Here is a 22,617-nt window from a genome sequence, read left to right on the forward strand (position 1 = left end):
GGGGACGGGGGTGCGTGCGTCCGGTGGTCCGCCGGGTCCACCGGGGTAAGGGAGCCCCTAGGGGACTACGGGCGTCCCGGGAGTCCGGGTCGGGGAGCCCCGGAGCCGGGATCGGTCCCGGAGCCGGGCCGTCAGCTCAGGTGGAGCTTCTGGCCGGGGTGAATGACGTCCGCGTCGTCGATGACGTCCTTGTTCAGGTCGAACAGCTTCTTCCAGCCGCCCTTGACGTTCTCGGTCCCGGCGATCCTGCTGAGCGTGTCGCCGGCCTTGACCGTGTACTCGCCGTCGCCCTTCTTGACCGGGGCGGCCGCGCGAGCGGAGCGCGTGGTCGGGGCCTCGGCGCGCTTCGGCGCCGGGGCGGGGGTCTCGGCCTTGGGCGCGGCGGGCTTCGGGGCGGCCTCCGCGGCGCCACCGGTGTACGCGGCGTTGGACAGGCCCACGCCGCAGTGCGGCCACGCGCCCTTGCCCTGGCCGGCGAGGACCTTCTCGGCGACCGCGATCTGCTGCGACCTCGAGGCCTGGTCGGCGGAGGCCGCGTACGCCGTGCCGCCGTACGCGGCCCAGGTGGAGGCCGAGAACTGCAGACCGCCGTAGTAGCCGTTGCCCGTGTTGATGGACCAGTTGCCGCCGGACTCGCACTGGGCGACCGCGTCCCACTCGGAGGCGGTGGCGGCGGACGCCGTACCGGTCACGACGAGCGGCGCGGCTATCGCGGCACCGGTGACACCGGCGAGCGTTGCGAGGCGGATCGCCTTGGACGGGCGGCGGTGCGTGCCCTTGCCGGAAAGCAGCATGAAGTTTCCCCTCACCGACGCCTACGAGGTGAGCTGTCGGGTTCGGGCCAAGTGAGTTGCCCGGCCACGCGCGACCATTGCGCGCGGCTTCACCCCAAGCCGTGACCGTCCCTCATGGGGCGGACGCGGCACCTACCTTGGGTCCCCCGCTCCTGCCTACGGCGCTTGACGCGACGACTGTTCCCTTCGACCGACGGCAGGATTCGGCGTGACGGTCGACGGGGCCCGCGGTGGCGAGCGGTTCAGACCGTAAACGCACTTCTCCCCGATGTTCAAAGTCGAACATCGGGGAGAAAACGCCCTTACCTGCCCTGGACAGATGTCCGTTTTCGCAGGTGGGAGGCGGGTTGACCGGACTTGGCAGACGTAACACGCCAGTTGACCGGAAGAGACTCATGTCTCACTTGCGCAGAAGTGGACATAAGTACCCTAACTACTTCTTCAACTGCTTCTCCTTCAGGCCCAGATCGAGACTCTGGCCAGGGAGGATGAGGTCCGGGTCGGAGCCGACGGTCTCCTGGTTCGCTTCGTACAGAGCGGGCCAGCCGCCGGGCACCTCGTTCGCGTCCGCGATCGCCCACAGGTTGTCGCCGGGGCGGACGGTGTACCCATCTGCCGCAGCAGCGCCGTCTCGTGCCGATGCGTCATCCCGTGAGGCATGTCGACCGGATTCGCGATCATTGACCGAATTGCCCGCCTGATCCTCCTCGGCGGCAGAACCGCGGTGCTTGCCGGAGCCGCCCTCGGCGTCCGCGCCCTCGGTCACGTCCCGGGTGGACGCCGTCGACTCGGGGGTGGCGGACGGCTCGGTGGACGCCCCGCCCGAGGGCTTCCCGGACTGGTTGGGCGCAGGCGAGGCCGGACCGGAGGGCGGGGTCGAGGCGTCGGCCCCGTCGCCGAACGACGGCGGGTCCACCTCCTCGTCCGCCGAGCCGGTCGAGTCGCCCTTGGTGTTCGCGCCGGGCGTCAGCCCGGGGTCGACCTTGGCCTTGCCGCCGTCGATCGCGAGGCCGGTGATCACGGCGCAGCTCGCCCATGCCGACGGGCCCTGGGCGGCGAGCACCTTCTCGGCGACCGCGATCTGCTGCGAACGGCTGGCGAGGTCGGCGCGCGGCGCGTACGCCGTACCGCCGAACTCCTCCCACGTGTCCTGGGAGAGCTGCAGTCCGCCGTAGTAGCCGTTGCCGAGATCGGCGCTCCACATGCCACCGCTCTCGCAGTCCGCGACGCGGTCCCAGGTGGTGGCGTCGGCGGCGGTGGCGGAGCCCGCGCCCAGCAGCGGGATGGCGATGGCCGAGCCGGTCACTCCTGCGGCGACGACGAGGGCGGGAGCCTGGCGGGGGCGGCGGTGTCGACCGTTCCCGGAGAGCATGCGCGTGACCTTCCGTGTGACTGCAGGGGACCGGTGAGCCCCCAGGGGACCGAGGAGTCCCGAGTTGACGGTGAACGTAGCCGCATTCGAACGTCAGTCACAAGTCGATGCAGCGGAGATCACGTGAAAGTCACAGAGTTGATGGGCCGTCAGCTCGTTTGAGAAGTGAACCGAACGGGCAAGGTGCGCAATCCGCGCATGATGAGCCCCCCACGCCACCGCAATTCGGACGGATCGACCGCAAGTTGCAAGTCGGGCAGACGGGTCAGCAGCGTCGCCAGCGCGGTCTGCCCCTCCAGGCGGGCGAGCGGCGCACCGAGACAGTAGTGGATGCCGTGCCCGTACCCGAGGTGCTGGTTGTCCCGGCGCGCAAGATCGAGGACGTCAGGATCGGGGAACCGGTCCGGGTCGCGGTCCGCCGCCGCGAGGACGACGAGGACCGGGTCGCCGACGCCGATGTCCTGCCCGCCCAGGGTCAGCGACTCGGTGGCGAACCGCCACGTGGCCAGCTCCACGGGGCCGTCGAAGCGCAGGAGCTCCTCGACGCCGGTCTCGAGGAGCGTGGAGTCGCCGGCGGCGAGGGACGCCTGGAGCCGCGCCCGCTGCTCCGGATGCCGCAGCAGCGCGTACACACCGTTCCCGATGAGATTGACGGTCGTCTCGAAGCCGGCGAAGAGCAGGATGAAGGCCATGGCGGCGGCCTCGTTCTCGGTGAGGTGCTCGCCGTGGTCGGAGGCCTTGATGAGCCCGGAGATCAGGTCGTCGCCCGGCGCTTCCCGCTTCCGGTGGATCAGCTCGGCCAGATAGCCGCGCATCTTCTTCACCGACCGTGCGACCCCGCCGCGCGGCCCGCCGCCGTGCCGGATCATCATCCCCGCCCAGTCCCGGAAGTCGTCCTGGTCCTCCGGCGGGACGCCGAGCATGTCGCAGATCGCGTAGATGGGCAGCGGGAACGCGAACTCGTGGATGAGGTCGGCCTCTCCCTGAGCCGCGCCGTGCTGTTTCGCGACGATCGTGTCGATGAGCCGGTCCGTCAGCTCCTGTACGCGCGGCGCGAATTCGGCGACGCGGCGCGGCGTGAACGCCTTCGACACCAGCCGGCGGAGCCGGGTGTGGTCGGGCGGGTCGATGTTCAGCAGATGCGTCATCAGCTCCGCCTTGCGCTCGCCCGGGATGCCCGTCTTGCCCTTCGCGTGCGCCGGCTCGTCGTGATGCGCGGGATTCTTGCTGAGCCGCTGGTCCGCGAGCGCCTGCCGCGCATCGCCGTACCGGGTCACCAGCCAGGCCTCCACCCCGCTGGGCAGCCGGGTCCTGTGCACGGGCGCGTGCTCGCGCAGCCAGGCGTAGGCGGGGTAGGGATCGGTGGCGAACTCCCAGGTGAAGAGTTCGGGAGGTTCGGGGGCGGCGTCGTTCACCCCTCGACGTTAGCCCGGTCCTCGGCGGCCCGGATCGCGTCGCGGTACGCACGGGCCGCGGCCCGCAGCGCGGCCTCCGGGTCGTGCCCGTCGGCCTCGGCCCGTACGGCCATGGCGAGCAGCTCGTACCCGATGCCGCGGTCGCCGCGGTCGCCGTCGCCGGTCGGCAGCTCCACGTCGAGCCCGGCCGTCCGGACGCGGCTCGCCAGCTTCGCGGACAGGGCGAGACCGGGCTGGCCGAGCGGGATGCCGTCGGTCACGGACTCCCGCTGCTTCTCGACGGCCTTCGTGCGCAGCCAGTGGGCCTTGACGTCCTCGGGGGTCTCGGCGTCCGCGTCGCCGAAGACGTGCGGGTGGCGGTGGATCAGCTTGTCGACGATCGTCCCGGCCACGTCGTCGATCGAGAACGGCTCGTCCGCATCCTCCTGCGCGATGCGCGCGTGGAAGACGACCTGCAGCAGCACGTCGCCGAGCTCCTCGCGCAGCTCGTCGCGGTCGCCGTCCTCGATGGCCTCGACGAGTTCGTACGCCTCCTCGATGCCGTACTTCGCCAGGCCCTTGTGGGTCTGCTGCGAGGACCAGGGGCACTCACGGCGGATCCGGTCCATGACCTGGACGAGGTCGAGCAGACGGGCGCCCGGCAGGTCGTACGAGCCGGGCAGCAGCTCCAGGTCGGGCATCTGGACCCGGCCGGAGCCCGCCATGCGGGAGAGACCGTCGGTGAGGGCCTGGTCGCCCTCGCCGGCCGCGACGACCACGACGGTCCGGCCTCCCGCGCACGCGTCGACGAGCTCCTGGGCGGTGGGCGCGGCGATCTCCACGCCGACCCCCGCCTCGCTCAGATACGGCAGCTGCGGATGGCCGCCGTCCGCGCACAGCACCCGGTCGGCGGCGTGCAGCGTCTGCCACGCGGGCCAGGACAGCAGTCCGGGCGCGACGCGGTGGCTGGCGGTGAGCAGGACGATACGGCCGGGCTCGACGGGGGCTTCAGCGTTCACGTCTCGACCTTACGTCGCTCCGCTTCCAGGCCGGTCCTGGCCCTTCTTCGAGGAGGGGGCGGCCGGCTTCGAGAAGAGGGTGACCGGCCGTTCCTGGCGTTCTCCGTCGATGATGACGTCGACGAACTCGTTGAAGAAGGCGACCAGGCCCTTGATGGCGTGGACGGCCGGCAGCGGATCGGGATAACTCCAGGCGATGTCGGGCCGTACATCACCGCCGCCCGCCCACGACCAGTACTCGGTCGCCACGCCTTTGTAGGGGCAGCGGGTGTGCGTACCGGTCGCGGCGAACAGGTCGAGACGGACGTCCTCGCGCGCGAAGTAGTAGCGGACCGGCAGGTCCGTCTCGAAGAGAAGTACCGGTACCCGGGTGTCCGCGACGACCGTGCCCTCGATCTCGACCTGAACATGCCGAGTGCTGGGCAGGGCGTCCACCCGCTTGTGCGGGTCACGGGGGTGTACGAAGATCTCCTCCTCCTCTTCGTACCAGTGGTCCAGCACTTCGCGCCCGAACCACTCGAAGCCGATGTGACCGGCCAGCTCCTCGCCGGGGTACGTCCAGGCCGCGGCCCGGACGACCTGCTCGCCGACGACGAGGTCGTAGAAGACGGTCGCTCCCGCGTGCCGCCTGGCCGAGGCAGGCCGTTCGGTCCTGCGCAGCAGATCGGTCCGCACGTCCTCGGCCGGGAAGGCGTACAGCGGCACGGGGCGGCCCGGCTCCCAGACCAGAAGCGGTCGGCGGCTGTCGACGACGGTGACGCCGTCCCTGGTCCCGCGGACCCAGCGTTCGCCGGGCTCCCAGACCACGCGATCGGCCGGATCGGGCCGGCGGCGGACGACGGGTACGGAATCCGGGTTCCCTCGTGGTGCGGTCATGTGCGTCTCCTCCTGCCGGCACCGTGGCCCCGGGGCGCGGCCGGAGCGGGACGGGGACCAGGAGCCGCCCGCCGCCCGGCCCTCTAGGCCCCGGCCTGGACGGCCTCCGGCTCCTTGGTGATCTGGGTGATCCACGGGGCCTTGTACTCGCCGAGCTGGATCTTCGCGTCGTCCCAGGCGCCGTAGCGCGGGCTCACCTCGATGGCCAGGGCCTTCGACGCGGCGGTGAGCGCCTCGCCGACCTTCTGCTGGCCCTGCGGGGTGCCCAGGTCGGCGCCGAGCGCCTGGGCCAGCTTGGTCAGCAGGACCTCCTCGCGGACGGCCTCGTCGATCTGCCCGGGCGCGACCCCGCGCTGCTGGAGCAGCATCGCCTCGAGCTGCTCCTCGCCCCCGGACTGCTGGACGGCCGCGGCGCGCGCGTCCTGGAGCTCCTTGCGCGAGACGGTGACCCCGGCATCGTCCGCGGCCTTCTCCAGAACCCGGTCCAGGATCAGGGCGTGCAGCTTGGCCCGGGTCAGCTGCCCGGTGTTCTTGATCATCTGCGCGGCGTCCGGGGACTCCTCCTGGGCCGCCCGTACGTCCTTCACCTGCGACTGGAGCGCGGCCACCTCGATCCGTTCCCCGCCGACCACGGCCGCGGCGCCTGGGCGCGCCTCGCTGCCGCAGGCGGCCAGCAGGGGGGCCGCTGCGACGAGCGCGGCGGACAGGGCGAGCGCAGTGCGACGGCGGCGGTGCAAAGGGGCCTCCCGGCGTGCGGTGGTTTGTGCGAACAGTGGGTGCGGCGCGCAGCGCCTCGTTGAGGGGTGGTGGTCGGGTGACGGGCGGGATCACAAAAACCTTGCGGTGATCGATGGTAGGCAGTCGGAGTGGCGTGGGCCACTACTTCGAGGCACTGATTCGGTCAACGATCCGGGAGGGCGCGGTGGTGTGCGGCACCGTCCGGACCCGGCAGTCCGCCACGTCCCCTCGATGCGGGCAGGCCCGACACGCCTGATCGTCGCAGGCGCGGGCATCCGTAGGGCAGGGAGGGACCGCGATGAGCGCTCGGAAAGCTGTGTCCTGGTGGGTCAAGGCGGGGGTCGGCGCCGCCCTCGCTGCCGCGTTGGTGCTGATGGGCCTGCGGTTGAGCGTGCTGCCCGGGCTCGGCGGCCTGTTCGGCGAGGAGACACGCGACCGTTCGGGACCCGCGCTGCTCGAATCCATCCAGGACATCAGCCGGTACGAGGCGGCCGCGGGCAACTTCCAGGTCGTCGTGGACCTGGAGAAGGACACCACGTACCTGCCGGACGCCGTACGGGGCACCAGGGTGCTCTATGTGGGCGCCGGCACCGTGGACGCGTACGTCGACATGGGGACGCTCGACGAGAAGGACGTCACCGTGAACAAGGAGCGCACCGCCGCGACGATCAGGCTTCCGCACGCCGTCCTCGGCAAGCCCGCCCTCGACCCCGACCGCTCCTATGCCGTCTCGAAGCAGCGCGGCCTGCTGGACCGGCTCGGCGACCTCTTCTCCGACAACCCCAACAACGAACAGGCGGTCCAGCAGCTGGCGGTGCGGCATATCGCGACCGCGGCGAAGGACAGCCGGCTGACGGCGCAGGCCGAACAGAACACGACGAGGATGCTGGAGGGGCTCCTGCATTCGCTCGGGTTCACCGAGGTCCGGGTCGTGTACGGCCCATGAGACGTGCGCGGGTCAGCCGACCGGCGAGCGCTCCGGGCCCGGACCGCGGACCGGCTCGGGCCGGAGCATGATCGTGCGGGAGACCACGAACGTGATCGGGATCGCCGCCGCGGCCGCGGCGAGCGGGGACCAGCGGTCGCTGAAGCCACCCACGTCGACGAGCAGATAGACGCCACCGGTGGTGATCACGAAGTTGGCCGCGTTGGTGAGCGGGAAGAGCAGGAACTTCCGCCACGTCGGACGCGTGCGGTAGGTGAAGTACGAGTTCAGGAAGAACGAACCCGTCATGCTGAGCGCGAACGCGAGGACGTGCGCGGCGATGTACGGCAGCCAGGCAAGCAGGACCAGATAACAGCCGTAGTACGTACCCGTGTTGACGACGCCGACCAGGGCGAAGCGGAATATCTGCCACCGGACCGTCATCGCCGTACGAGCTCCCCCTGCTCTTCTCCCCGGTCGGCCCTGCCCCGCGGCTGGCGCGGCAGGCCGGCGTTGGTCGCCGCCACCAGATAGTGCGGGCGGCGCTTCACCTCGTAGTAGATACGGCCGACGTACTCACCGACCACGCCCAGCATCACCATCTGGACACCGGCGAGGGCGACCACCGTCACCAGAAGGGTGACATAGCCGGGCGTGTCCACACCGTTGACCAGTGCGGCACCGACTATCCAGGCGGCATACGCCATCGCGACCGAGAGCAGCAGAAGCCCCAGGTAAAGGGCCGCCCGCAGGGGCTTGTTGTTGAAGGAGAGCAGTCCGTCGAGGCCGTAATTGAGCAGCTTGCCGAAGCTCCACTTGGAACGGCCCTGCTCACGCACCGCATTCTCGTACTCGAAGGTCGTGGTGCTGAATCCCACCCAGGCGAAGAGGCCCTTGGAGAATCGGTTGTACTCGCTCAGTCCGAGGATCGCGTCGACCGTGCGGCGTGACAGCAGCCGGAAGTCGCCGACGCCGTCGACGAGCTCCACGTCCACCAGCCGGTTGATCAGCGAATAGTAGGCGCGCGCCGTGACGGTGCGGGTGACCCGGTCGCCCTTGCGCGTGCGGCGGGCGATGACCTGGTCGAATCCTTCCTCGTAGAGGCGGAGCATACGATGCACCAGCTCGGGCGGGTGCTGGAGATCGGCGTCCATGATGACCACCGCGTCGCCGCCGGCGTGCTGGAGTCCGGCCAGCATCGCGGCCTCCTTGCCGAAATTCCGGCTGAAGGAGACGTAGCGGGTACGGCAATCGGCCGCGGCGATCTCCTCGAGGAGAGCGAGCGTACGGTCGCGACTTCCGTCGTCCACATAGACCAGTTCGAATTCCTGATCGAGGAGCGCGAGCTCCTTGGTCACATGTTCATGGAAGCGGTTGATGATCTCCTCTTCATTGAAGCAGGGGACCACAATCGAGATCAGCACAGAAAGACCTTAGGCGACGCCATATGTCCGCCATGGATTCGACACATGGCAGACAGGCGACCATTGCGTGAACTGAACCCGCACGGACCGAATTGACGCCCTGTCATGGCATATTCGATGAATCATGCCGACCTTGGACCTCGCGCGGAAGAGCGCTGCCCGCAGCCGCGCGACCGCACACCCGCGACGGACGACCTCCCTGCGCGCGTCCGCCCTGGCCGCACTCGTCACCACGGTGGCCGTGTGCGCCGGCGACGCCGCCGCCCGCAGTTTCCCCTTCGGTCCGAAGACACGCAGCGTCAACGACCTGGGGAATCAGTTCGTCCCGTTCCATGCCCATCTGTGGGACCTGCTGCACGGCCGGGCCGGCGGCGGGATGCTGCTCAACTGGCAGTCCGGGTACGGCACCAGCTTCCTTCCCGACCTCGGGACCTATCTGACCAGCCCCTTCTCGGTGCTCGTCGGGCTCTTCCCGCGCGAGGACATCGACCTCGCGGTGTACGTGATCACCGTGCTGAAGATGGCGACGGCCGGGGCGGCCATGGCCTGGCTGCTGCTGACCCTGCACCGCGGCGCGGGCCGCCGGTGGATGGCCGCGGTGCTCGCCGCCTCGTACGCGCTCTGCGGCTGGTCCGTCATCGAGGCGACGTACAACACGATGTGGCTCGACGGGCTGATCGCCTTCCCGCTGCTCTGCCTGGTCGGCGAGTGGGCCCGGCGCGGGCGGCGGCCCGTCCTCGGCCCGGTCGTCGTCGCGGTGGCGTGGACCGCGAACTTCTACACCGCGTACATGGCGACGCTCGGCGCCGCACTGGTCGTGGTCCTTCGGCTGCTCCTGGACGAGGAGACGGGCGTGCGGGACCGGTTACGGGTGCTGGTCCGGGCCGCCGCGACCACACTGCTCGGGATCGCGCTCGCCGCGCCCGTGCTGCTGCCCGTCTTCCTCGGTTCGAAGCACGCCTACCCGGGCGTGACCCGGGAGTTCCGGCCCGCGGTGTGGACGGACGTGCTCGCCCGTACGCTCCCGGCGACGTACAGCTTCGCCACCCCGGCCCTGTTCCTCGGCACGGGCGCACTGCTGCTCGCGTGTGCGCTGCTCTTCCACCGGGGCGTGCCGCGGCGCGAGCGCCGGTGGTGGACGGCGCTGGCGGTGGTGGTCGCCGTGTCGTTCCAGTGGGAGCCGACCCATCTGGCCTGGCATGTCTTCGCCACACCCAACGGCAGCCCGTACCGGCAGACCTTCGTGCTCGCCGGAATCCTGGTGATCGCGGCCTGGGTGTGCGTCGCACACGCGTGGCCGGGAGGGCAGGCGCTGCTCGCCGGCACGGCAGTCCTGGCGGTGATCGCACTGGGCGCGGCGACCAGCGACCTCGTCACCGGGTGGACGTTCCCGCTCTTCCTGGCCGGTCTTGCCGCGGCGGGCTGCGGGCTGGTGCTGGCGAGCCGCTCCCCGCAGCAGCGGCCGCGGTACGTCGTCGTGGCCGCCGTGCTGCTGTCCGGCGCCCTGGTCGGGCAGGCGGCCGCGACCACCGCGTACACCGACCGGCAGCGGCTCGCGCGGCTCGACGACTATCCGGCCTGGGGCGCGGACCACAGCGCCCGGGCCGCCGCTGTCGCGGAGGCCGACGGCTGGCCCCGCTACCGGACCGACCCCGGGCACGAGCAGTTCACCGGCAACGACCCGATGCTGGTGGGCGGCGAGGGCGGCGGCTACTACAGCAGCCACACGCCCGACGTGCTCACCCGCACCATGTCCGCGCTCGGCGCCGGGTGGACCTCACGGGGCCGCAATGTGCAGAGCCTGGACAACCCGGTCACGGACGCGATCTTCTCGGTGGGCGCACGGGTCCGCTCGGCGACAACGGGCGCGGCTCCGCGGGTGGTGCGGGCGGCCGAGGTGCTGCCGCTCGTGACTGTCCGTCCGCGGGGACCCGAACTCCGCTACGGCGACTCGCCCTTCCGCAACCAGGAGCTGCTGCTCGGCTCCCGGGTGTACGGCGAACCCGTGGACGGTGTCTGCCCGGCCGGCACCGATGTCTTCCTCTGGGCGCCCGACCATGTGGGGACGGCCCGCCTCGGCGACGGCGAGCCGGTGAGACTGATCGGCCGGCCGCCCAAGCGGCGTGCGCCGATGACCCCGCTCGGCACGTCGAACGGGCCCGCCTCGAGGATCACGTTCACCGGCAGGGCTCCCTCCGACTGGAGCGCGGGCTGCCTCGACCGCGGCAAGCTCGCCGCGGCGGTCGCCGGGCTCCGGTCCACGGCCGCGGTCTCCGTGGACGTCCGCGACAACGGCGTACGGGCCGAGCTGCCCCCGGGCTCCACCGGTACGGCCGTGCTCGCCGCCCCGCGCATCGCAGGCTGGCGCTGCAACGGCGCACCGGCCGGCGGGCACATGGGGCTGGTCGCCGTGCCGCTCGACGGGAGGACGACGGTCGTCGACTGCTCGTTCCGGCCGCCGGGGCTGCGCGCCGGCGCGGCGGTCGGCGGGGCTGCACTGCTCGTCCTGGTGCTGGTGGGTGCCCTGCCCGCGGCACGGCGACGGGCACGGGGGACGGGGGACGGTTCGAGCATGTGAGCGTCAGCGTACGGCTACCAAGACTTCACCCGCACAGCACCCGCTGGTGGCCCCCTGAGCATGAAGCGCGGCGTACGCTCCCGGCCATGCCCTCCCTCCTGAGCAACCGGCTGGCCAAGCGGGTGCTGCGTCCTGCGTTCACGCTGGTCGAGCAGCGCCTGGAGCGTGCCACCAACGCCCTCCAGGCCGATGTCGACGCCCTCCACCACGAGGTGGCCGACCTGCGGCGTCAGAGCTACGGACTCGGGCTGCTGCTCGACCACGCCGGGCGGGACGCGCACCGGATGCCGACCGCCACCCAGCTGGACACGCTGGTGCGTGAGGTGAGCACGGTGACGGGGGCGCCCGAGGGTCATGCGCGCCGCGACCTGACGGTCGCCTACCGCACGGTGGTGGCGCTGGAGGCGCTCGGCGTGGGCCGGATCGCGGGCTCCACCTCCGATGTGTGCGGCAAGCTGGCGGCCGTTCCGCTCATGCCGCCGCCGAACGAGGACGTGCTGGAGATCGGCACTCGGCACGGGCTGTTCGCGACCGCGCTGCTGCGCATGCTCCACCGCGCCGGCGCCGAGCCGCGGCTGACGATCGTCGACCCGCTCACAGGTGCCGACCCGCTGACGGGTGTCGACCCGTTGGTGCGCGAGGACGTCGTGCGCGCCAACCTGGCGCTGTGCGGCAGCCGCTCGGGCGCCCAGGCGCGCATCCAGCAGGGCGCCTCCGGCGACCCGGACATCCGCGGCGCCGTCTCCGACCGCCGCTACGGGGTGGTCGTCATCGCCGGTGACCCCTCCGTGCAAGGAGTCCTCGCCGACCTGGAGTGGGCCGAGGAGCTCGCCGCCGAGGGCGCGGTCGTCGTCCTCGACGGCTACGGCGACGACGCCCGCCCGGGTGTGGCCGAGGCTTTGGCGAAGCACCTCGCGAACGGCACCCGGCTCACGCTCGCCGGGCAGGTCGCGCGCACGGCGTTCCTCCGCGCGGGCTGAGGCGGGCCGTTCGGATCAGAGCGCTGCCCGTGCGGGCAGCCCGCACCGTGCGGGTCACCCGGCGCCGTCCCGTCAGCCGGGCCGGAACTGACGCTGGCGGTCCAGTGCGCGCCGGAGTTCGACGGCGTGCGGGTGGCCCGGGCCGTACAGCCGTTCCGTGTCGTGGAGCAGGCTCTGGAGCTGCTGGCGGCCGGCCGTGTGGTCGCCCATCGCGAGGAGCAGATGGCCGATGCGGTGGCGGATGTCGAAGGCACGGGCCGGGTCGGCGACGCCGGTCGCGTGGTGGTTCTCGTAGTACGGCAGCACCGCGCGGTACTCGGCGAGCGCGGCGGCCGGCTCGCCCAGTTGCTCCAGGCACAGCGCCGCGTCGTAGCGGAACTGCAGCGTCTGCGGATCGCCCATCCCCGCCTCGGCCGCCCGGTCGTCCGCCAGTCGGCGCAGCTCGGGCAGGGCGCGGCGGTACTGCCCGTCGTCCATCAGCGTCGTCGCGTACTGCTTGCGCAGGATCCTGACGACCGGTGAGTGCTCGCCGTGCTCGGCGGCCGCGGCCGGGAGGATGCCGCCGAGGATGTCCACGGCCCGGGTGATGCTGCCCTCGCCGAGGAGGCGCTTGACCTCGTCGACGGCCCCGGCGACATCCGGGCGCTCCACCACGACGGTCGCGGGGGCCTGATGCGGAACCGGCGCGTGCGCGCCCACCCGGTCCGGCCAGGGGGCGTGCGGGCGCAGAAAGGGACGCGTCGGGTCGAGCGGGCCGGTCGGCGTGCCACGGCTCGGCAGCAGCGGGACCAGGTGCTCGTACACCTCCTGCGCACCGGCCGGGCGGTGCTGCGGGTCCTTGGCGAGGAGCCGCAGCACGAGCGCCTCGAGCTGCTCGGGCACCTCGTGCCGCACCTGACGCACGGGGAGCGGCGGTTCGTAGAGGTGACGGTGCAGCACCCCGAGCGCGGTGGAGCCCGAGAACGGCACGTTCCCGCTGAGCAGTTCGTGCAGCAGCACCCCGAGCGCGTACAGATCGGTGTAGGGGCCGACGGCCCCGCCCATCGCCTGCTCGGGTGCCATGTACGCGGGGCTGCCGATCGGGGAGCCGGTGTGCGTGAGCCGGGTGGTGTCGGTGTCGAGCACGGAGGCGACGCCGAGGTCGAGGACGGTGACCGTGCCGTCGGGCTTCACCATCACGTTCCGCGGCTTGAGGTCGCGGTGGACGATCGGCACGGCGTGCACGGCGCCGAGCACCGCGCACAGCTGCGCGGCGATCGAGACGGCCCACTGCCAGGGATACGGATCGTGCTCGGCCAGGTGGTCGGCGAGGTCGGCGCCCTCGACGTACTGCATGACGAGATACAGGTCGTCGCCGTCACTGCCCGCGTCATGGACGGTGACCAGACCGGGGTGCACGACCTGGGCGGTGACCCGGCACTCGCGGACGAAGCGGCGGCGCATCTCGTCGGCCGCGGTCGCGGCCGCCATGAGGTCCGGGCGGAGCAGCTTCACGGCGACCCGGCGGTCGAGCCGCTGGTCGTACCCGGTCCAGACCTGGCCCATGCCGCCCTGGCCGATGACCGTGGAGAGTTCGTAACGGCCGCCGATGACCCGTCCGTTCACCGACCGCCCTCCCGCTGGTCCTTGCTCTTGCGGAGGATGTCGCTCAGCTGGTCGAGCTCGGCGCGGACCTGGTCGATGCGGGGGTGGTGCTGCTGCGGTTCGGCGGCCGGGGGCTGGTGGGCGGGCGGCGTGTACTGCCCCGGGACGGGGGGCTGAACCGGCTGCGCGTACGGGTTGGGTACGGGCGGCTGTGCGACCGGCGGATAGCCGTAGCCGGTGACCTGGGGCAGCTGCGGATGCAGCCGCGGGGCGACCCGCTCGTAGTGCCGGCTCTCCGCGGTCACGTAGTAGGCGATGACCCCGATCATGACGACGGTGACCCAGCCGAGGAAGGTGAGGGCGGTCGCGTCGCTCACCTCTTCCTCGCCCTCCGGAACGGCGACGCCCAGGAAGACCATGATGCCGATGCTGGACAGGAGCGTGGTGACGAGTAGTGCCCAGTCCAGCGCCTTGCGGGTCAGGATGGCGAGCCGCAACATGGGCGTCCACGCGAGGAAGCTGCAACTCAGCACCGTCAGCGCGATGAAGACCACACGCAGCGCGATCAGCGTGCCGTCGGCGGGGCGCCCTGGCTGTGGTGGCGCATAGCCGTGGCCGTGCATGCGTGCTCCTGAGAGGTGAACTGCCCTTGACGGGATCGGACGAGGTTTCGAGCGTATACACCGACACCGACAACCCGCTCCGGGTTGTGCCGAACCGTTGTTGAACCGATCACGCCTCGACAGTGCCCTCCGTCAACCCGTCGTACAGCCCCTGCGCCAGCTGTTCGCCGAGCCGACCCGCGAGCCGCAGCGCGTCCTCGAAGGCGGCGAGCGCCCTGAACCGCTCCCCGTACCGCTGCTGCTCGGCCAGGGGCAGCCGGGGCAGCTGAAGCCTGCGGACGTCGAGCCGGGTCGCGGTGGAGGCGTAGCTGCTGGCCTGGCGGTTGTTCGCGGTGCTGCGCAGGAAGCCGACGAGGAACCAGGGATCGAGCGCGGCCGGGTCGGGGCGCAGCAGCTGGAGACTGCGGCCGAGTGCGGCGCCCGCCGTTGCCTCGTCGACGACACGGGCGGCCGAACCCCCGCCGAGGACGGAGACGACGACGTCGCCGGCCTGGACGAGGACGGGTTCGACGTGGTCCTCGCCGGGGCCGGGAGTGTCCGGGAGAGCTCCGGACGGGGCGGTGCCCGTGAGGACGTCCTGCTCGGTGAGGACCGGGGCGGAGCCCGTTCCCGCGCCGCCCGCGCGCAGCGCCAGGGCTCCGGCGCGGACGAGTTCGCCCACGGTGGTGCCGGTCCAGCGGGCGGGGCCGGGCGCGACGGGCTCGGCGGGCGGCGGCGTCAGGTCCCCGGTCAGGCGCAGGGTGTCGGTGAGCCGTTCGCGTACGCCGGTGAGTTCGGCGGCGCTGCCCCCGGCCGCCGGGGGCGGCAGGTGGCGGGCGGGGGCCAGGTCGACGTCGTCGTCGAGGAGTTCGATGACGGGCACGCACCGGCTGGTGCCGGGCTGTTCCTCGACGGTGCCGTGCCGGTCGAAGGGCTGCCAGGCGTCGAGCACCGCACCCTGTACGGCCTGCCAGTCGAGCTTGTCGCGTCCCCCTCCCGGTTCCGCCAGTTCGGCGGTGTCCACGAACAGCAGCTCGGGTGCCGGGCGTTCCCCGGGGGCGGGGCGGCGCAGCACCCAGAGGTGCAGCGGGATTCCGTACGGGGGCGCCGCTCCCGCGGGCAGGGCGATCACCGCGCGGAGGGCGCCACGGCGCAGCAGGTCGGCGCGGATACGGCGGCCGGAGCGACGGGACGCTGCGGCGGGCGGCATCAGCAGGACGGCTGTGCCGCCGGCGCGCAGCCGGGACAGCGCGTGCTGCACCCAGGCCAGTTCGGATTCGGTGCGGGCCGGAAAGCCGTACTCCCAGCGCGGGTCGTAGGCGAGTTCGTCGTGGCCCCAGTTGCGCTCGTTGAACGGCGGGTGGCAGAGCACGGCGTCGGCGGTGAGCCGAGGGAAGGCCTCGGCGCGCAGTGAGTCGCCCGCGCGGGCGTGCACCTCGGCGTCGGAGTGCAGGGCGAGGCGGAGCGCGGCGAGCGCCGCGAGGTCGGGGTCGGCCTCCTGCGCGTACAGCACGGCGGGCTGCGCGACGGCCCTGAGCAGCGCGCCGGTGCCGCAGGCCGGGTCGAGTACGACGGAGGCGGGGCCCGCCAGCGCGGCCATCAGCGCGGCAGGACCAGGCGGGGTGAGCGTGTACTGGCGGGGGTTGGCGTCGAGGTACCGGCCCACGAGGAACTCGAAGGCCTGGCGTGCGCCCAGTTCGGCTGCGAGCTCGGCGGCGCCGCGCAGCAGCGGGACCGAACGGTGCAGGGCCGAGGTGTCGGGCGTGGGCACGGCCCGTTCGCCGGGCGGCCCGAACCGCGGGCTCAGCACCGCATCGATCGCCGTGGGCAGCATCGTCGCCATGCGCTCGTCGGAGACGGCGGCAAGCTCCAGCCAGGCGGTGTGGCGGTCCCGTACGAGCAGCAGGGCGCAGCCGGCGTGAACGAGGGCGGCGACCGCGCCGTCGGGGTGCCCCGAGACCCGCTGCCAGACGCGCTCGCGGAGCGGTACCTCGGCGAGTTTGCCCTGGTCCCGCAGCCACCGCTCGATCTCCGCGAGGGCGAAGGACGGGCTGGTCTCGGTGCCGCCGACGGGCTTGGGGAAGTCGGCGTGCCGACGACGCCAGTTGCTGACCGCGGCACGGCCCACACCCGCGAGCCGGGCGATTCCGGCAGCGGTCACCTCGGCTGCGTTGTCGGGCACGGGGCGGCCTCCTGTTCTCCGTCGACGGTTCTTGTCAGCGCTGATGTGACACCGAGCATACCGATGCGCGCGAGGCAGATCACTTCACAGTGTGAGTGAACCTGTTTTCCGTGAACCAGGTTGACTCGGTTCACAGGCTCTGTTCTGATTGCCCTGTCGCTGCAGAGGGCTGGTGAACGGTCCCGGCAACAGGACGACGTCACAGCGGCGTTGTCCCAGCGGCGTTCGCTCACCACGTCCTCGGAGGACACGAATGTCCCAGTACACGCAGCAGCCCCAGTTCTCCCAGCCGCCCGTCCCCGTCCCGGAGCAGCCCGCCCGCAACGGCCTCGGCACCGCCGCGCTGATCCTCGGGATCATCGGAGCGCTGTCCGGTCTGATTCCGTTCTTCTTCTGGCTGGCCGGAATCCTCGGTCTCATCGGGCTGATCCTCGGCTTCTCGGCGCGCGGCCGGGTCAAGCGCGGCGAGGCCACCAACAAGGGAGTCGCCCTGACCGGTGTCATCCTCGGTCTGGTTTCGCTGATCCTCTCGGTGGTCGGCGCGGTCATCACCTTCAAGGCCGTGGGCGACGCGGTCGACGAGATCAACAAGGCGACGTCCGGCAACTCCGCGTCGAAGAAGCCGGGGAGCGACAAGCCCCTGGAGAAGGCGGAGGACGGCGAGGACGCGACCGGGAAGGCTCTGGCGGCCGGCGACTCGGCGGTCTACGACGATGACCTGACCGTCACGGTGTCCGAGCCGAAGGCGTACACCCCGACCGAGTACGCGGTGGGCCACACCAAGGGCAACAAGGCGTACAAGATCACGGTCACCGTCGAGAACGCCGGCAAGGAGAAGTTCGACGCCTCGCTCATCACCGCGGAAGCCCGTGCCGGCAAGGACGGCGTCAAGGCCGAGGAGATCTACGACGACAAGGTCGGCGACCCGATCACCGGCACCATCCTGCCGGGCAAGAAGGTGACGGCCACCTGGGCCTTCGACGCTCCCGCCGACGCCAAGAACCTCACCGTCGAGATCAGCCCCGGCATCGAGTACAACGCGAGCGTCTGGGACCTGAAGCTCTGACCCACCCGGCCGTCGGCCCGGCACGACCTCCCGCGCTCCTTCCCTTCCCCCCGCAGCCACAGCCCCGGAGATGACCCATGTACGTCACCGCTCCCGCCCGCCTGAAGCGCGGCGCCCTCGCCGCCCTGTGCACCGCCGCCGGACTCGCCCTCACGGCGTGCGGCCCTCTGGGCGCCCTCGACGGCGGAACGGGCGAGGAGAACACCGACTCGGGACCGTACGCGGACCTCTCGGGTCCGGAAGTCCTCAACAGGGGGCTGGAGGCGACGAAGACCGCGAAGTCCCTCAGACTCGAGCTCACCATGCGAACCGCCGAGGGGCCGATGAAGGCGTATCTCGCCGTCGACACCAAGGGGGACTGCGCGGGGACCATATCCGTGGGCGACTCCGGCACCACGGAGCTCATCAAGACCGGCGACACCGTCTACACGCGCTTCGACGAGGCGATGCTGCGCAAGGAGGGCGAGGGCCGGCCGAAGGACGAGACCGACGCCGTCGTGAAGATGCTGCTCGGCAAGTGGGTCGAGGACGAGGCCGACGGTGCGGACGCCAAGGACCTGGTGCACTTCTGCGACCTGGACAGCTACCTCGACGGCTTCCGGGCCAACGACACCATCGCCCGAAAGGCCGGGGAGTCGACGGTGAACGACACACCGACCCTCGTGCTCACCGAGGCGTACCGCAACGAGAAGTACACGGCGCATGTGGCCACGAAGGGCGCGCCGTATCTGCTCAGGATCCAGGTGGCCGGGGGCGCCGAGCCGATGTCCCTCACCTTCTCGGAGTTCAACAAGCCGGTTCCGGCGGAGAAGCCCGCCGCGAAGGACATCGCCGACATCGACTGACCGTGGGCGAGGGGACAGCCGGGGAGGCCGCCGGAGGGGGGCGGCCTCCCCGGCTGCCCGTTCTCCACTCTCCGTGCCGCGCGGAGTCCGGCGGGTCAGAGCCGGTGCCGCACCCACACGTTCGGCTCGACGTACACCGCGTACCCGTGCCCGAGGGAGCAGTGCACCGGGAGCAGCGCGCCCGGGACCTGCACCGGGCCGTCCGTGTCGAAGGGGAGGCCGGTCCAGCTGCGCCACTGCGCGAGTGAGCCGGAGACGGTCATGGAGGCCGGGGCGACCGCCTCGACGACCGCGCCCGCCCGGACGTGGACGCGCAGCCACGGGTCGTGCGGGAGGCCGTCCGCCTCGCGGGTGCGGAAGGCGTACTCGGCCATCGGCGCCTCCGGTTCGAGGTGCTTGGCGCTCGGCCGGACCGGGGCGACGAGCTCCTTGAATCCGCGCGCCCGGGCGTTGTCCCGCATGGCGGCGACCATCCGGGCGGAGATCCTGCGGCCCAGCATGCCGGTCGTCACGGTGATCTCGATCGCGCTCACGGTGTCCGGGGCCCGGCCGTGCCGCAGATCGGAGAACGCCCACAGCAGCGCCTGGTCCCAGCCGGTGTCGGGCAGCTCCCGCCGCCCGTCCACGTCCAGCGCGAACGGGACGCTGAACGCCCGGGCCACGACGGTGCCTTCGGGATCGGTCGCGACCAGGACGTACTCGGGCAGCTCGGCGACGACACGGTCCATGTTCGCCCAGCCCACGGGGTCGTGCAGGATGAACTCCGGCCAGGTGTCGAGCATCCGCCACATGGGGGCCCGCAGTTCGGGCCGCTCGGCGAGGGTGGTGATCGTCAGCTCCGGGCTGCGGTCCGTGTCCATTCGGCGCAGGCTAGCGGCGGACTGCCCGCTTCCCAACCGGATTTCCGCACGGGTGCACGAGCCCCGCGCGACGTGCTGCTCAGCGGGGCAGCGGCTGCTTCTCGCACCCGCCGAGCACCCGCTTCATGGCGTCCCGCTCCCCGCTGGTCACCCACAGCCCGTACTTCCTCTTCACCGCGACCTGCCGGGCCACATAGGCGCAGCGGTACGCGGTGTTCGGCGGCAGCCAGGTCGCCGTGTCGCCGTCGCCCTTGCGGCGGTTGGTGGAGGAGTCGACGGCGAGCAGATTGAGCGGATCGTTCGCGAAGGCCTGCCGCCGGTCGCGGTCCCATTTCTGCGCGCCCTTCTGCCAGGCGTCGGAGAGCGCGACCACATGGTCGACGTCGACCTTGCTGCGGCCGCGTTCGTACACCACGGACTTTCCGGTGTACGGGTCGTCGGCGAGCGTGCCGGAGGTCACCTTGCAGTGGCCGTCCTTGAAGGTGACGTCCTCGAGGTCGCGTTTCAGTATGTCGTCGCGGGTCCCGCAACCGTTGTCGTCGGTGTCCGCCCAGGCCGGTCCGAACTCCTCGCGTTCGTATCCGGTTCTGGGTGCCCGGCCCTTGACGGTGAGGGACTCCACGGCGGCGAGCGCGGAGCCGGGTGCTCCGGCGGGGGCCTCACCGTCGTCGCCGGGGTGCGGTGTGCAGGCAGTGAGGAGGGCGAAGGAGAGGGCTGCGACGGCAGCCGCGCGCGATATGAGACGAGGAGTCACGCCCGCATCCTAGGTCGCCATACTCCCCCTCCTGAGGGTTCACCCGGCGCTTGAAGGAGCAGCCATGACCTACTTCACCGTGATCTCTGCTGTGTCCCCGTCCCGGCGGAGTCTGATACCGGACGTCGAGGACGCGTTCCAGGGCGCTGCGGACATACAGGAGGCGGCGCGCGGTCTTCCCGGCAGCTCGCTGGTCAGGATCGTCCCGGGGTTCGGCCTGCAGGAGACCACGTCGGTCGGCGTGCTGGTGCGCTCGCTCAAGGAGTCCGTGCGGCAGGCCCTCGCGCGGCCGTTCACCAGCCCGGCCTTCTGGAAGCGGGCCGAGCGGGCGCTCGCCGGTGCCTTCACCGGCCTGAACGGGCAGATGGGCGCGCCGCATCTGACGTTCCGTGATGAGGGCGCGGAGAGTACGAGATACACGTACAACCTGTTGTTCGTGCTGGAGGACGAGGAGACCGGGGACCGTGCGTACGTCACCGCCTTCTGTCTCGACGTGACGCTCGCGCTGGGCAGGGAGCGGGCGGGCGCCCTGGCGCTCGAGGACACGGCTTCCTACGCGATCCGGCTCGACGCGATCACCGTACGCGTCCCCGTGCGGCAGGAGTTGTCAGACCTTTCCGATGCCCAGCGTGGTCTCGCGGGGCAGCAGGCCTGAGCCGAGCACCTCCAGCCAGAGGGGGCCGAGGAGTTCGGCGAGCCGGCCGGTGTCCTCGGCTCCGATGGCCTGCCAGGGGGCGGCGGCCAGTTCGTCGGTGCGGCGCTCGACCTCGGTGCGCAGGGCACGGCCCGCGTCGGTGGCCGTGCCCTCGGCGTCCAGCAGTCCGCGGACGGCGAGCCGGTCGCGTGCGGCTGCCCACTCGTCCTCGTTCCAGCCGCGGCTCGTGAAGACCTGCGCGGGAGCCGCGCCGATCCCGGCGAACGACACCAGGGCCTCCACGGGGTCCAGTCCGGTGGCCAGCAGGGCGGCGAGGTGGCCGTCGCCGCGGTGCTCGCGCAGGACCGTGGCGGCCTGCCAGAGCACCAGGTGCGGCTCGTCGGGCCACGGCAGCGCCGCGTTGGCGGCGGCGAGCGGGCGGCCCTCGGTGTTCACGGCATCGGCGGCGCGGCGGGCGAGCGCGGCGGCCTCGGCGAGCTCGGCGCCGGCGGTCCGCTCGCCGATGAGCGCGCGGTACGCCCGGTCGACGCCGCGCGTCCGGGCGTCCAGCACCTTGGCGGGCGCGGCGACGTCCCAGGCGGCGGGGATGTGCTCGGCGACCATGCGCGGGCTGAAGCTGTAGAACGCGGAGGCCACCTGGCGGGCGCCGGGTGTCCCGAGGGGAGCGGCGCGCCAGGCGAAGTAGCTGGGCCAGCGCTCGGCGGTGACGAAGCCGAGGGCCCCGGCCTCGTCGAAGACCTCGGGTGCGTAATAGAGGACGGCGTGCAGGGGCTCCAGGAGGTGCCACATCTGCCGTACGCGTCCGTTGTCGATGCCCATGACGTTCCTCTCTCCGCGACCACCAGCAATCTTGTCGTCGACTAGATTGCGTTCGATGCCTGAACTTGTCAATGCCTAGATGGGGCGTAACCTGCTGACCATGACCACCGAGCGCACGTACCACCACGGCGACCTGCGGCGCGCTGTCCTCACCGCCGCCCTCGACGTCATCGCCTCGGAGGGCCCCTCGGCCCTCTCGTTGCGCGATCTGGCCCGCCGCGCGGGCGTCTCGCACGCCGCTCCCGCGCACCACTTCAAGGACCGCGCCGGGCTCCTCACCGCGATCGCGGCCGAGGGTCACGCACTCCTGGCGGCCACTCTCATCGAGGCGTCGGACCTGCGCGACCTGGGCGTGCGGTACGTGCGCTTCGCCCTGGCGCACCCGGCGCACTTCCAGGTGATGTTCCGCCCGGAGCTGCTGCGCGCCGACGACCCGGAGCTCGTCGCGGCCAGACGGCGGACGCGGGATCTGCTCCGCACGGCGGTGGCCGCGCGAGCGGGCGGCGGGGCCCGGGCGGACGACGGCGGGACCGGTTTCATGGCCGCCTGGTCGCTGGCCCACGGCTTTGCGACGCTGCTGCTCACACACAACCTGGACGGTCCGCTGGACGCGCGGGACCCGGAGGACGTCTTCCGCTCCCTCGCGGGGGAGTTGTTCCGTCCTGCCGGGAACTCCGCGGCGGGCTGAGCCGTACCTACGGGCAGAAGTGAGCGACGCGCATGCATTCGTGGTGTTCATGACGCTGCCGGGCCTGGTCATCCTGCTGACGGCGCCGGCCCTCGTCGACCAGCTCACGCTGCGGGCCGGCCGCTCCGGCCTCCTCCCATGGCGCAACGCGGCCCGCCAGGGCCAGATCTCGGCCACCGGCTTCGAGCAGCTCCATGCGAGCTTCTCCCCCGGCAAGCAGTCCGAGCTCAAGGAGCGCCGGACCGCTCTGCTCCTCCGCCACGACGCGCCGGACGCCGCACCCCCGCGCTCCACTGTCGACCTCACCAGGGGCACGGCGGTGATCCGCGCCCCTCGGTCGGCCGTACCCAGCCGCTGGAGCCCGTCACGACGCGCCGGACGCCGCACCCCCGCGCTCCACTGTCGACCTCACCAGGGGCACGGCGGTGATCCGCGCCCCTCGGTCGGCCGTACCCAGCCGCT

21 protein-coding genes, 2 pseudogenes and 1 riboswitch are annotated in these 22,617 nt (G+C 71.8%); of the genes and pseudogenes, 9 read left to right on the top strand and 14 right to left on the bottom strand.

Annotated features, from left to right (window positions below):
* Window positions 1-131 precede the first annotated feature (131 nt).
* The 6 genes from ACWCP0_RS12915 to ACWCP0_RS12940 all read right to left on the bottom strand — a co-directional run bounded on the left by ACWCP0_RS12915 (window position 132) and on the right by ACWCP0_RS12940 (window position 6,192).
* Window positions 132-794, bottom strand: a complete 663-nt coding sequence (locus ACWCP0_RS12915) for a transglycosylase family protein (RefSeq protein WP_451078863.1) — start codon at window positions 792-794, stop codon at window positions 132-134.
* Between the two features lie 3 nt (window positions 795-797).
* Window positions 798-968: riboswitch (cyclic di-AMP (ydaO/yuaA leader) on the bottom strand.
* 259 nt (window positions 969-1,227) lie between these two features.
* Window positions 1,228-2,166: a LysM peptidoglycan-binding domain-containing protein gene (locus ACWCP0_RS12920; RefSeq protein WP_451078864.1), complete on the bottom strand. Its 939-nt coding sequence runs from the start codon at window positions 2,164-2,166 to the stop codon at window positions 1,228-1,230.
* Between the two features lie 149 nt (window positions 2,167-2,315).
* Window positions 2,316-3,581, bottom strand: a complete 1,266-nt coding sequence (locus ACWCP0_RS12925) for a cytochrome P450 family protein (RefSeq protein WP_451078865.1) — start codon at window positions 3,579-3,581, stop codon at window positions 2,316-2,318.
* The gene (locus ACWCP0_RS12930; RefSeq protein WP_451078866.1) at window positions 3,578-4,579 is read right to left on the bottom strand and encodes a nucleoside triphosphate pyrophosphohydrolase; all 1,002 of its coding nucleotides are present in this window, start codon (window positions 4,577-4,579) and stop codon (window positions 3,578-3,580) included. Before ACWCP0_RS12930 ends, ACWCP0_RS12925 begins: the two co-directional genes overlap by 4 nt.
* Window positions 4,580-4,588: 9 nt before the next feature.
* On the bottom strand, window positions 4,589-5,455 hold the full coding sequence (locus ACWCP0_RS12935) for a DUF427 domain-containing protein (protein WP_451078867.1): 867 nt from the start codon (window positions 5,453-5,455) through the stop codon (window positions 4,589-4,591).
* Between the two features lie 83 nt (window positions 5,456-5,538).
* Window positions 5,539-6,192 carry a SurA N-terminal domain-containing protein gene (locus ACWCP0_RS12940; RefSeq protein WP_451078868.1) on the bottom strand — a complete coding sequence of 218 codons (654 nt, stop codon included), beginning with the start codon at window positions 6,190-6,192 and terminating at the stop codon, window positions 5,539-5,541.
* A gap of 374 nt (window positions 6,193-6,566) precedes the next feature.
* Here ACWCP0_RS12940 and ACWCP0_RS12945 point away from each other — a divergent pair, with 374 nt between their 5' ends.
* On the top strand, window positions 6,567-7,139 hold the full coding sequence (locus tag ACWCP0_RS12945; RefSeq protein ID WP_451078987.1) for a DUF4230 domain-containing protein: 573 nt from the start codon (window positions 6,567-6,569) through the stop codon (window positions 7,137-7,139).
* A 12-nt stretch (window positions 7,140-7,151) separates the two neighbouring features.
* Here ACWCP0_RS12945 and ACWCP0_RS12950 read toward each other — a convergent pair whose 3' ends face one another.
* The gene (locus ACWCP0_RS12950) at window positions 7,152-7,562 is read right to left on the bottom strand and encodes a GtrA family protein (RefSeq protein WP_451078869.1); all 411 of its coding nucleotides are present in this window, start codon (window positions 7,560-7,562) and stop codon (window positions 7,152-7,154) included.
* Window positions 7,559-8,542, bottom strand: a complete 984-nt coding sequence (locus tag ACWCP0_RS12955) for a glycosyltransferase family 2 protein (RefSeq protein WP_451078870.1) — start codon at window positions 8,540-8,542, stop codon at window positions 7,559-7,561. The genes ACWCP0_RS12950 and ACWCP0_RS12955 overlap by 4 nt, the downstream gene beginning before the upstream one ends.
* A 124-nt stretch (window positions 8,543-8,666) precedes the next feature.
* Between ACWCP0_RS12955 and ACWCP0_RS12960 the strand changes: the two genes are divergently transcribed.
* On the top strand, window positions 8,667-11,120 hold the full coding sequence (locus tag ACWCP0_RS12960) for a YfhO family protein (protein WP_451078871.1): 2,454 nt from the start codon (window positions 8,667-8,669) through the stop codon (window positions 11,118-11,120).
* Window positions 11,121-11,206: 86 nt separating this feature from the next.
* Window positions 11,207-12,100 carry a class I SAM-dependent methyltransferase gene (locus ACWCP0_RS12965; RefSeq protein WP_451078872.1) on the top strand — a complete coding sequence of 298 codons (894 nt, stop codon included), beginning with the start codon at window positions 11,207-11,209 and terminating at the stop codon, window positions 12,098-12,100.
* Window positions 12,101-12,172: 72 nt separating this feature from the next.
* On the opposite strand, the gene ACWCP0_RS12970 is transcribed toward ACWCP0_RS12965, so the two are convergent.
* The 3 genes from ACWCP0_RS12970 to ACWCP0_RS12980 all read right to left on the bottom strand — a co-directional run bounded on the left by ACWCP0_RS12970 (window position 12,173) and on the right by ACWCP0_RS12980 (window position 16,468).
* Window positions 12,173-13,705 carry a protein kinase domain-containing protein gene (locus ACWCP0_RS12970; protein WP_451078873.1) on the bottom strand — a complete coding sequence of 511 codons (1,533 nt, stop codon included), beginning with the start codon at window positions 13,703-13,705 and terminating at the stop codon, window positions 12,173-12,175.
* Entirely contained in the window at window positions 13,702-14,307 is a 606-nt protein-coding gene (locus ACWCP0_RS12975) for a hypothetical protein (protein WP_451078874.1), read from the bottom strand. Before ACWCP0_RS12975 ends, ACWCP0_RS12970 begins: the two co-directional genes overlap by 4 nt.
* Before the next feature lie 109 nt (window positions 14,308-14,416).
* Complete coding sequence (locus ACWCP0_RS12980) at window positions 14,417-16,468, bottom strand: N-6 DNA methylase (protein WP_451078875.1); 2,052 nt, start codon at window positions 16,466-16,468, stop codon at window positions 14,417-14,419.
* A 253-nt stretch (window positions 16,469-16,721) separates the two neighbouring features.
* Here ACWCP0_RS12980 and ACWCP0_RS12985 point away from each other — a divergent pair, with 253 nt between their 5' ends.
* Window positions 16,722-17,534 (top strand): DUF4190 domain-containing protein, encoded by an 813-nt coding sequence (locus tag ACWCP0_RS12985; protein WP_451078876.1) that lies wholly within the window; start codon window positions 16,722-16,724, stop codon window positions 17,532-17,534.
* A gap of 77 nt (window positions 17,535-17,611) precedes the next feature.
* Window positions 17,612-18,379, top strand: a complete 768-nt coding sequence (locus ACWCP0_RS12990) for a hypothetical protein (RefSeq protein ID WP_451078877.1) — start codon at window positions 17,612-17,614, stop codon at window positions 18,377-18,379.
* Between the two features lie 95 nt (window positions 18,380-18,474).
* Here the strand turns inward: ACWCP0_RS12990 and ACWCP0_RS12995 are convergent, their stop codons facing one another.
* Window positions 18,475-19,239 carry an N-acetyltransferase gene (locus ACWCP0_RS12995; protein WP_451078878.1) on the bottom strand — a complete coding sequence of 255 codons (765 nt, stop codon included), beginning with the start codon at window positions 19,237-19,239 and terminating at the stop codon, window positions 18,475-18,477.
* A gap of 79 nt (window positions 19,240-19,318) precedes the next feature.
* Window positions 19,319-19,993, bottom strand: a complete 675-nt coding sequence (locus ACWCP0_RS13000; protein WP_451078879.1) for an HNH endonuclease family protein — start codon at window positions 19,991-19,993, stop codon at window positions 19,319-19,321.
* Between the two features lie 64 nt (window positions 19,994-20,057).
* Here ACWCP0_RS13000 and ACWCP0_RS13005 point away from each other — a divergent pair, with 64 nt between their 5' ends.
* Window positions 20,058-20,648 (top strand): Type-2Aa cytolytic delta-endotoxin, encoded by a 591-nt coding sequence (locus ACWCP0_RS13005; RefSeq protein WP_451078880.1) that lies wholly within the window; start codon window positions 20,058-20,060, stop codon window positions 20,646-20,648.
* Here the strand turns inward: ACWCP0_RS13005 and ACWCP0_RS13010 are convergent.
* The gene (locus ACWCP0_RS13010; RefSeq protein WP_451078881.1) at window positions 20,601-21,467 is read right to left on the bottom strand and encodes an SCO6745 family protein; all 867 of its coding nucleotides are present in this window, start codon (window positions 21,465-21,467) and stop codon (window positions 20,601-20,603) included. The two genes, ACWCP0_RS13005 and ACWCP0_RS13010, sit on opposite strands and share 48 nt — an antisense overlap.
* A 100-nt stretch (window positions 21,468-21,567) precedes the next feature.
* On the opposite strand from ACWCP0_RS13010, the gene ACWCP0_RS13015 reads away from it, so the two are divergent.
* From ACWCP0_RS13015 to ACWCP0_RS13025, 3 genes and pseudogenes are all read left to right on the top strand, one after another.
* Window positions 21,568-22,155: a TetR/AcrR family transcriptional regulator gene (locus ACWCP0_RS13015; RefSeq protein ID WP_451078882.1), complete on the top strand. Its 588-nt coding sequence runs from the start codon at window positions 21,568-21,570 to the stop codon at window positions 22,153-22,155.
* A gap of 49 nt (window positions 22,156-22,204) precedes the next feature.
* Window positions 22,205-22,492 (top strand): annotated as a pseudogene (locus tag ACWCP0_RS13020) (DUF6191 domain-containing protein); the annotation flags it as partial.
* A gap of 55 nt (window positions 22,493-22,547) precedes the next feature.
* A pseudogene (locus ACWCP0_RS13025) lies at window positions 22,548-22,617 on the top strand (hypothetical protein); the annotation flags it as partial.

This window comes from Streptomyces sp. NPDC001970 (assembly GCF_053594115.1).